At 35.0% G+C, this 11,024-nt stretch carries 6 protein-coding genes; all 6 read left to right on the top strand.

All coding sequences use genetic code 11. The features are described from left to right. Positions 1 to 3,778: DNA-directed RNA polymerase subunit beta (gene rpoB, locus SVN78_05635; GenBank protein MDY6821083.1), on the top strand; the 3,778-nt coding region annotated here is incomplete at its 5' end. Positions 3,779 to 3,781: 3 nt separating this feature from the next. After that, complete coding sequence (gene rpoC / locus SVN78_05630; protein ID MDY6821082.1) at positions 3,782 to 7,846, top strand: DNA-directed RNA polymerase subunit beta'; 4,065 nt, start codon at positions 3,782 to 3,784, stop codon at positions 7,844 to 7,846. Between the two features lie 113 nt (positions 7,847 to 7,959). After that, positions 7,960 to 8,331 (top strand): 30S ribosomal protein S12, encoded by a 372-nt coding sequence (gene rpsL / locus SVN78_05625; protein MDY6821081.1) that lies wholly within the window; start codon positions 7,960 to 7,962, stop codon positions 8,329 to 8,331. 14 nt (positions 8,332 to 8,345) lie between these two features. Continuing rightward, positions 8,346 to 8,816 carry a 30S ribosomal protein S7 gene (gene rpsG, locus SVN78_05620; protein ID MDY6821080.1) on the top strand — a complete coding sequence of 157 codons (471 nt, stop codon included), beginning with the start codon at positions 8,346 to 8,348 and terminating at the stop codon, positions 8,814 to 8,816. A 12-nt stretch (positions 8,817 to 8,828) separates the two neighbouring features. Next, positions 8,829 to 10,904 carry an elongation factor G gene (gene fusA / locus SVN78_05615; protein ID MDY6821079.1) on the top strand — a complete coding sequence of 692 codons (2,076 nt, stop codon included), beginning with the start codon at positions 8,829 to 8,831 and terminating at the stop codon, positions 10,902 to 10,904. 18 nt (positions 10,905 to 10,922) lie between these two features. Beyond that, positions 10,923 to 11,024 (top strand): GTP-binding protein (locus SVN78_05610; GenBank protein MDY6821078.1); only part of this gene is annotated, 102 nt, incomplete at its 3' end.

Below are 11,024 nucleotides of genomic sequence, written 5' to 3'. Positions count from 1 at the left end.
GTATGTTGATTATTACATTGATTCTCCTAAATATACACCTTATGAGGCATTAGAAAGAAATACAACCTATTCATCTGCCTTAAGGATTAGGGTTAGGTTGGTTATATATGATGTGGATAGTGAAAGCGGAGAAAGGACTATTATATCAGCGAAAGAATCAGAGGTATATTTATGTGATGTCCCTCTGATAACTGAGAGAGGATCCTTTATAGTTAATGGTGTCGAAAGGGTTATCGTTAACCAACTACATAGGTCACCTGGTATATTTTTTGAAGATTTATCAGCATCAAAAAATGTATTAGAAAGACATATTTATTCTGCTAGAATTATTCCTTATAGAGGTTCATGGTTAGATTTTGAGTTTGACGCTAAAAATTTAATGTATGCGAGAATTGATAAAAGAAAGAAGATACCTGTAACTATAATATTAAAAGCTTTGGGGCTTTCTAATAAAGATATATTACATATTTATTATGATGTAGAAACAGTTAAAATTAATGAAAATGGTGAACTTTATAAGGTTTTAGAGCTAGATAAAATCCTTGGCAGAAGATATAGTGTGGATATAACCGATGAAGATGGTAACATCCTTGTTAAGGCAAATAGGAAAATTACAAAGGCTGCAAAAAAAAGGTTGGAAAAAAGCAACATTAAAGAATTTAGAATCTCATTGGAGGATTTGTTAGATTCATTTTTTGCTGAAGATGTGATCACAGAAAATGGTGAGGTAATTTTAGAAGCAAATACCCCAGTTAGTGATGATTGTATAGAAACCTTGAAAGGAAATAATATAAAAGAATTCAAGGTTTTATATATAGATAAACTAACTGCAGATTCTGCAATAAGAGACTTATTGGCTATTGATGGAGTGGAGAATACAGATGAAGCAATTATGGAAATATATAAACGACAAAGACCTGGGGAGCCAGCAACAGTTGAAATAGCAAAGAATTATTTTGATAATATCTTTTTTAATGAAAAAAGATATGACCTTTCTAAGGTAGGTAGACTTAAGATTAATAGAAGATTGGGTTTAGATATCCCACTGGATGTTACAGTTTTAACAAAGGATGATATTATAGCGGCAGTTAAATTATTTGATAAGATTAGACTTGGGGTTGAGAGAGTAGACGATATAGATCATTTGGGGCATAGAAGAGTTAAATCTGTAGGGGAACAATTTCTAAATCATATTAGGATAGGCTTAGTTAGAATGGAAAAAACTATTAAAGAGAGAATGAGTGTTCAAGAATTAGATGAACTTACTCCGCAGGATTTGTTAAATGCAAAACCATTAAATGCTTCAATCAAAGAGTTTTTTGGCAGCTATCAGTTGTCACAATTTATGGACCAGACCAACCCTTTAACTGAAATTACACATAAGAGAAGATTATCAGCACTGGGTCCTGGTGGTTTAAACAGGGAGAGAGCGGGATTCGAAGTTAGAGATGTACACCCTTCACATTATGGCAGGATTTGTCCTATTGAAACTCCAGAGGGTCCAAACATTGGTCTTATTACAACAATAACGACATATGCAAAGATAAACGATTTTGGATTTATTGAAACTCCTTACAGAAAGGTAGTTGATGGTAGAGTAACTGACGAGGTTGTGTATTTATCGGCAATTGAAGAAGAAGATTATTATATTGCACAAGCTAATGCATTAGTTGATGAGAATGGGAGATTTATTAGAGATTATATAGCTGCTAGATATAAAGGTGAAGCTACAAGTGTCCCAAAAGAATATATTAATTTGATGGATGTTGACCCATCTCAGATAGTATCTATTTCAACAGCTTTGATACCTTTTCTAGAGCATGATGATGCCAACAGAGCACTTATGGGTTCTAATATGCAACGTCAGGCTGTTCCTTTGATTAAACCTGATGCGCCCTTTGTAGGCACAGGTTTAGAGCGCAAGGTTGCTGTTGATTCTGGAGCAGCATTGGTGGCTAAAAGGAGTGGCTACATAGAATACGTTGATTCTGAGAAAATAATAATTAGATACACAGAAAATAATAAATTTGATATAGATGTATATGAGCTTGTTAAATATAAACGTTCAAATCAAGACACATGTGTAAATTATAAACCTCTTGTTAACAAGGGAGAATTTGTTAATAAAGGTGATATTCTGGCTGATGGACCATCAGTAGATAGGGGTGAGTTAGCATTGGGTAAAAATGTGTTAATAGCACTAATGCCTTGGATGGGTTATAATTTTGAAGATGCTATGGTAGTCTCTCAAAAATTAGTTAAGGAAGATGCCTTTACATCAATTCATATTGAATCTTTTGATATCGAGGCAAGGGATACAAAATTAGGTCCTGAAGAGATTACAAGGGATATCCCAAATATGAGCGAGGAGAGCTTAAAAGATTTAGATGATAGTGGTGTTATAAGAATTGGGGCTTATGTGAAATCTGGTGATATACTAGTTGGTAAGGTAACGCCTAAAGGAGAGTCGCAGACTACACCTGAAGAAAGATTGCTTCGAGCAATTTTTGGTGAAAAGGCTGGTGAGGTTAAAGATGCTTCGTTAAGGGTTCCACCTGGTGTAGAAGGTGTTGTAGTTGATGTACAGGTTATGACGAGAAAAGGGGTAAAGAAAGACGATAGGACAAAAAATATTGAAGAAGAAAAGAGAAAAAAACTTACAAGGGATTACCACATAAAAAAGAGAGTCTTAGAAAAGGCAAGATTTGAGAGTATGCTAGATATTTATAAAGAAAGAAAACTTATTAAAGATGTTGAAATTGATGGTATAACACTTAAAAAGGGTGACAAAATAAGCAGTGATAAACTTAGTAAAATAACTTTTACATCACTTTTACAGCTACCTGTAGAAAAGGATAAGCTCTTTGAAGATAAAATATCAGAAATTAATGAAACATATTTTACAAGATTAAAAAGGTTAGATGAATATAATGCAAATAAAAGTAAAAAGATAGAGATGGGGGATGAATTATCTGCAGGTATACTGAAGTATGTAAAAGTTCATATTGCTATTAAGAGAAAGCTATCTGAAGGCGATAAAATGGCAGGGCGCCATGGTAATAAAGGTGTTATAGCAAAAATACTCCCAGAAGAGGATATGCCTTTTTTAGAAGACGGCACACCCGTTGATATTGTGTTAAATCCATTAGGTGTACCTTCCAGGATGAATGTTGGGCAAGTGCTTGAGTCCCATTTAGGTGTTGCTGCTAAAGCTCTGGGTTTGTATTTTGAGACACCTGTTTTTGATGGTGCGAAAGAAAAAGATATTGATGAACTATTAATTAAAGCTGGCTTTCAAAAGGATGGTCAGCGAATACTATATGATGGTAGAAGTGGTGAACCTTTTGAACAAGAAGTAACAGTTGGAGTTATGTATATAATGAAGCTCCACCACCTTGTGGATACTAAAATACATGCTAGGTCAACCGGTCCGTATTCTCTAGTAACTCAACAACCACTTGGCGGTAAAGCTCAGTTTGGTGGTCAAAGATTGGGCGAGATGGAAGTGTGGGCACTAGAAGCTTATGGTGCAGCAAATATGCTGCAGGAGATGCTAACTGTTAAATCCGATGACGTTGAAGGTAGGACTAGGGTTTACGAGGCTATAGTAAATGGTGATTTGTCATATAAACCAAGTATGCCCGAGTCCTTCAATGTGCTAATCAAAGAATTGCAAGGTTTATGTTTAGATGTTGAATTAATTGCAACGAAAGAGGAACGTGATAAGACACCATCAAAAGAGGCCAAAGTAAAGAATCAAGATGGAGGTAACAATTAAACAATGAACAATAAAAGAGTGCCATTAATACAAGAAAGTGACCGAGATGTATCTTTTGATGCATTAAGGATAAAAATTGCATCTCCTGAAAAGATTTTAAGTTGGTCTTATGGTGAGGTTACTAAACCTGAAACTATAAATTATAGAACCTTTAAGCCAGAAAGAGACGGCTTATTTTGTGCTAAAATATTTGGCCCTGTAAAGGATTGGGAGTGTTTATGTGGCAAGTATAAAAGAATGAAGCACAGAGGTATTGTATGTGAGAAATGTGGTGTTGAGGTTATACAATCTAAGGTAAGGCGAGAGAGGATGGGGCATATATCACTTGCCTCACCTGTTTGTCATATCTGGTTTTTTAAAAGTGCACCTTCAAAAATTGGTTCGATATTAGACTTATCAATAAAAGATATCGAAAGGGTTGTTTATTTTGAATCTTATGTAGTCATTGATCCAAAGAATACGCCCTTGAAAGAGAGAGAGCTCATAACGGAAGAGAGATATAATAAACTTATTCAAGAGTATGGCTCTAAAGCTTTCACAGCAAAAATGGGTGCAGAGGCTATAAAAGAATTGTTAAAGAAAGTAGATTTGGATCTTTTGGCAGTTGAACTACAACAAGAGATAAAGGAAACAAATAGCCTGCAAAAGAAGAATAAACTCTATAAAAGATTTAATGTTGTAGAGTCTTTTAGAAGGAGCACGAACAAACCTGAATGGATGGTATTAGATGTAATACCTGTAATTCCACCAGAACTAAGACCATTAGTACCTTTAGAAGGGGGAAGGTTTGCAACAAGCGACCTTAATGATTTATATAGAAGAGTTATAAATAGAAATAATAGGCTTAGGAAACTAATAGAATTGAATGCCCCTGAAATTATTATAAGAAATGAGAAGAGAATGCTTCAGGAAGCAGTTGATGCATTATTTGATAATGGTAGAAGAGGTAGGACTATAAAGGGATCAAATAAAAGGCCTTTAAAGTCATTAAGTGATATGATTAAAGGTAAACAAGGTAGATTTAGACAAAATCTACTGGGTAAGAGAGTTGATTATTCAGGTAGGTCGGTTATTGTTGCTGGCCCACATTTGAAGATGTATCAATGTGGTATACCTAAAATTATGGCCTTAGAGCTTTTTAAACCTTTTCTATACTATAAATTAGAGAAGGAAAAAGGTATAGCAACAACGATAAAACATGCAAAGAGGATTGTGGAGGAACAACAACCCGAGGTTTGGGATATATTAGAGGAAGTTATAACAGAACATCTAGTATTACTTAACAGAGCACCTACATTACATAGGCTTGGTATACAAGCATTTGAACCAAAATTAATTGAGGGTAAAGCAATTCAGCTGCATCCCTTAGTGTGTGCAGGTTATAATGCTGATTTTGACGGTGACCAAATGGCAGTACATGTACCACTGTCATTTGAAGCTCAAATGGAAGCAAAGGTTTTGATGTTGTCAACTAATAATATTTTGTCACCTGCTAATGGGAAACCGCTGGCAGTTCCATCACAAGATATGGTCTTAGGGGCTTATTATTTAACAAGGGCTATGAAAAATGCTGACGGAGAGGGAAAGATTTTTTCTTCAGTAAGTGAAGTTTTGTGTGCCTATGATTATGGTAAACTTGATTTACACGCTAATATAAATCTTAGGATTAATAATGTTATGTATAAAACAACAACTGGTAGAGTTATTTTATATTCAGCGATACCAGAAGAGGTTGAATTTGAAAGAATTAATAGGGTTTTTGATAAAAAAGAATTGTCAAAGTTAGTAGAGCATATAAACAAAAAATTAGGTAGTTATAAGACGGCGAAATTTTTAGACAAGTTAAAGGATTTAACCTTTTATTATGCTACAAAGGCTGGTTTTTCAATAACAGTTGAGGATCTTGTTATCCCTCCAGAAAGAGAGAAATTACTGGAGGAGGCCACAAAGAGGGTTCATGAGATTGATGCGCATTATAGAGAAGGAGCATTGACAGCAGGAGAAAGGTATAACCAGATTATAGATATTTGGTCTACTACAAATGACAAAATTACGGCAATTCTTATGGATACACTTTCAAGGCAAGGGGGCGATAAAAAAGCGAAAAATAAAAGAGATAGATATTATAATCCAATATATATTATGGCTGATTCTGGAGCAAGAGGGTCCAAAACACAGATAAGTCAACTTGCTGGTATGAGAGGTCTTATGGCAAAACCATCAGGAGAGATTATAGAAACACCTATTACTTCCAATTTTAGAGATGGTTTAACAGTGCTACAATATTTTATTTCAACCCATGGTGCCAGAAAAGGTTTAGCTGACACAGCTTTAAAAACAGCTAATTCTGGATATTTGACAAGGAGATTGGTTGATGTTGCCCAAGATGTTATTGCGACAATTGATGATTGCGGGACAATTAATGGTATTGAAATAAGCGCTTTAATGGAAGGGACTGAAGTTGTAGAGTCCTTATCTGAACGTATCTTAGGTAGATATACCCTAGAAGATGTGTTTGACCCTGTTACTGATGAGGTTATTGTTTTAGCCAATACTATGATTACTGAAGAAATAGCTAAAAAAATTGAAAAAGCAGGTTTAGATAGTGTTATGGTTCGATCTGTTATAACATGTGAAGCAGATTTCGGGGTTTGTAGGCACTGTTATGGGATGGATTTAACAACAAATAGATTAGTTGAATTAGGTGAGACTGTAGGAATTATAGCAGCTCAATCTATTGGAGAGCCTGGTACACAGTTGACAATGAGGACTTTCCATATTGGTGGAGCAACATCTGCAGCTGCTGAGGAATCGACCCTTTATTCAAAACATGATGGCTATGTAAAACTTGAAGACATAAATTTTGTGAAAAATAGGGTAAATCAAAATGTAGTTTTAAATAGAAATGGAGAGCTTGTTATTCAAGATGATACTGGCAGAAATTTAGAGAGATACTCTATTGCGTATGGTACTAGAATATTTGTAAATGACGGTGATAAGGTTAAAAAAGATGACATATTGGCTGAATGGGATCCTTATTCTTCTGTTATTATAAATGAGGTTAAAGGCAGGGTTGCTTTTGGGGATATTATTGAAGGTGAAACTTTAAAGGAAGATATCGATCCAATAACTGGTTTGTCACAGAAAATTATAGTAAGTCTAACAAGGGAGAAGAAACAGCCTCGAATATCAGTGAAAGATGAGAATAATAAGACTATAAAAAGGTATATATTGCCAGTTGGTGCAATAATATTAGTAGATGAGGGTGTTGAGGTTCATTCAGGAGATATTATTGCAAAGGTACCTAAAGAAGCGCAAAAAACGAAAGATATAACCGTTGGCTTGCCAAGGGTTGCTGAATTGTTTGAGGCTAGAAAACCTAAAGATCCAGCTATTATTTCAGAGATTGATGGTATAGTAAAGATTGAAAGTGGTGTAAGAGGAACAAGGAAGGTAATAATTGAAAATCCAGATACAGGTGATAAGAAAAGTTATAATATTTCTGTGCAAAAATATTTAAATGTTCGAGATGGTGATAGGGTTAAAGCAGGAGAGCCTTTAGTAGATGGTTTGGTAGATCCTCATGATATATTGAGCGTATTAGGCGAAGAAGCATTGGAAAGGTATCTAGTCAATGAAATTCAAGAGGTATATAAAAAACAGGGTGTTTCAATTAATGATAAGCATATTGAGGTTATAGCTAGACAAATGTTGCAAAAAGTTATAATCGAGGATCCTGGAGATTCTGATTATATACATAATGAAGAGGTATATAAAAGAGAATTTATAAAAGTTAGACAAGAATTGTTGGAGAAGGGGATGGTACCTCCTAGGGGCAAACCTATATTACAAGGCATAACAAAGGCAGCTGTCAATACTGAGAGCTTTATATCTGCAGCTAGTTTTCAGGAAACAACAAGGGTTATAACAGATGCTGCATGTTCAGGAAAAATAGATCAACTGAGGGGTATAAAGGAGAACGTTATTATGGGTAGACTAATCCCTGCTGGAACAGGTTCGGAACATATTAAAGATAAAAAATATAAATTTATAAAAAAAATAGTATAAATAATATAAAATAAATTATTTTTTCTTGACAATTTGTTTATACGTTGTTAATATCTAGAGCTCTTTGAGCAGATGATACGTATTATAAATATTTTGTATTAGAAGGAGGCAATATGCCAACTATTAACCAGTTGGTTCGAAAAGGAAGAGAGAAGGTTGTTGAAAAGGTTAAGACACCGGCTTTAAAAGGTTGTCCTCAAAAAAGAGGCGTATGTGTTAGGGTTTATACAACAACCCCAAAAAAACCTAATTCAGCGCTAAGGAAGGTTGCGAGGGTTAGGTTAACAAATGGGGCAGAAGTAACTGCTTATATACCTGGTATAGGACATAACTTGCAGGAGCACTCAGTAGTTCTTATAAGAGGTGGCAGAGTAAAGGATTTGCCAGGTATTAGATATAAGATTGTAAGAGGTTCTTTAGATGCAGCTGGTGTCCAGGATAGAAGACAGAGTAGATCAAAATATGGTGTAAAAAAACCTAAATAATTAAAGAGGGTAATATGTCAAGAAGAGGTATAAAAGAAAAGAGGTCAATTTTGCCAGATCCAGTTTTTGGAGATGTTTATGTTGCAAAATTTATTAATAGAATGATGGTTGATGGCAAAAAAACGAAGGCAGAAAATATATTCTATAGTGTTTTAGAAACAATTAAAGATAAAACAGGCAAAGATGGCCTAGAGTTGTTTAAGGAAGCAATAAATAATGTAAGGCCAATATTAGAAGTAAGGCCAAGAAGGGTCGGGGGGGCGACATATCAAGTCCCGATGGAAGTTAGAGAGGAAAGAGGTATTGCCTTAAGTATTAGATGGTTGATAAAATATGCGAGACAAAGGCGAGAATTTACAATGGTTGAAAAATTAGCAAACGAATTAATAGATGCTTCAACGCAAAAAGGTTTGGCACACAAGAAAAAAGAGGATACTCATAGAATGGCTGAAGCAAATAGAGCTTTTGCACATTTTAGATGGTAAGGGGGTTTTATAGTGGCTAGGTTGCATCCAATAGAAAAACATAGAAATATTGGAATAATGGCACATATTGATGCGGGTAAAACTACAACTACAGAGAGGATTCTTTTCTATACAGGTATAAATTATAAAATTGGAGAAGTTCATGAAGGCACAGCAACGATGGATTGGATGGAACAAGAAAGAGAAAGGGGCATTACAATAACATCGGCAGCTACTCAGTGTTTTTGGAATGAATATAGAATAAATATTATTGATACACCAGGGCACGTTGATTTTACCATAGAGGTTGAAAGATCATTAAAAGTTTTAGATGGAGCAATAGCTGTATTTTGCGCTGTTGGAGGTGTGGAACCCCAGTCTGAAACTGTTTGGAGACAGGCTGATAAATACCATGTGCCAAGAATTGCTTTTGTTAACAAAATGGATAGAGTGGGTGCAGATTTCTTTAACGTTATTACTATGATCAAAGAACGCTTGGGTGCGAATCCAGTTGCTATTCAACTACCACTTGGCTCTGAAAGTGAGTTTGAAGGTGTTATAGATTTAATAAAGATGAAGTCTATTGTTTGGAGTGGTGATGAGTTGGGCGCTAAATATCAATATCAAGAAATCTCAGATAAGTATATAAATCAAGCAGAAGAATATAGAACAAAAATGATTGAAGCTATTTGTGAGTATGATGAAGAATTGTTGGATAAATATTTTGATGGCAAAGAAATAACAGAGAGTGAAATAAAAAATGCTTTAAGGAAATGTACATTAAATTTGCAATTAGTTCCTGTTTTATGCGGATCAGCTTTTAGAAACAAGGGTATACAACCTTTATTAGATGCTGTTGGAGATTATATGCCTTCACCTATTGATGTGCCACCTTTAGAAGGCATTAACCCTGTTAATGGTGAAAAAACTAAAGTAAAAGTTGATGACAATGCGTCATTTACAGCTTTGGCTTTTAAGGTGCAGAGTGACCCCTATGTTGGTCAGCTTACTTATTTTAGGGTTTATTCAGGGCACTTAACAGCTGGTTCATATGTGCTAAATTCTACAAAAGATAAAAAAGAGAGAGTTAGCAGATTATTAAAGATGCACGCCAACAAAAGAGAAGAGATAGAAGAAATTTATACAGGGGATATTTGTGCTGCTGTTGGTTTAAAATATACAATAACAGGGGATACCCTTTGTGACAGTAATCACCCAATATTATTAGAATCAATGGAGTTTCCAGAGCCTGTAATATCCTTTGCAATAGAACCTAAAACAAAAGCTGATCAAGATAAATTGTCATTGGCTCTAAATAGGCTAGCTATGGAGGATCCTTCTTTCAAGGTAAAAATAGATGATGAGACAGGTCAAACGATAATATCAGGTATGGGTGAGTTGCATTTAGAGATCATAGCTGATAGATTGATTAGAGAATTTAAAGTTGGTGCTAATATAGGTAAACCGCAAGTATCTTACAGAGAAACGGTTAAGAGGAGGGCAAAATCTGAAGGTAAATATATCAGACAATCAGGTGGTCGTGGTCAGTACGGGCACTGTATTATAGAAATAGAGCCCTTAGAAAGAGGTAAAGGCTATGAATTTGTAAATAAGATTGTAGGTGGTGCCATACCTAAGGAATTTATACCAGCAATTGAAAAGGGTATTAAAGAATCTATGGAGATAGGGAATGTAGCAGGTTTTCCTGTTGTTGATGTAAAGGTTACACTTCTTGACGGAAGTTATCACGAGGTTGATTCCTCAGAAATGGCTTTTAAAATAGCTGGTTCAATGGCCTTTAAAGAAGCTATGGATAAAGCAGGTGCTGTCTTACTTGAACCTATTATGAGAATAGAAGTTGTTGTTCCAGAAGAATATCTAGGTGATGTAATGGGGGATTTGAGCTCTAGAAGAGGCAAAATATTGGGTATGAATCCTAGAGGTTCTGTACAAGTAGTTAGATCATTTGTACCATTGAAAGAAATGTTTGGATATGCAACAGATTTGAGATCAATGACGCAAGGAAGAGCTACATATACTATGATATTTGATCATTATGAAGAAGTTCCTACAAATGTTGTAGAGGAAATATTAAAAACAAAAGTTTAATTATACAGGAGGCAACCTATGGCTAAGGCAAAATATGAGAGGAAAAAACCACATGTGAATGTAGGTACAATAGGACACGTAGATCATGGTAAGAGTACACTAACATCGGCAATAACAAAG

This window comes from Deferribacterota bacterium, from assembly GCA_034189185.1.
Taxonomy (GTDB): domain Bacteria; phylum Chrysiogenota; class Deferribacteres; order Deferribacterales; family UBA228; genus UBA228.
This window is presented reverse-complemented; position numbering and strand designations above follow the sequence as displayed.

What these genes read in the sequence shown, in the direction of transcription:
- rpoC (MDY6821082.1), top strand. Translation starts at nt 3,782, where the DNA reads ATGAACAATAAAAGAGTGCCATTAATACAAGAAAGTGACCGAGATGTA.
- rpsG (MDY6821080.1), top strand. Translation starts at nt 8,346, where the DNA reads ATGTCAAGAAGAGGTATAAAAGAAAAGAGGTCAATTTTGCCAGATCCA.
- rpsL (MDY6821081.1), top strand. Translation starts at nt 7,960, where the DNA reads ATGCCAACTATTAACCAGTTGGTTCGAAAAGGAAGAGAGAAGGTTGTT.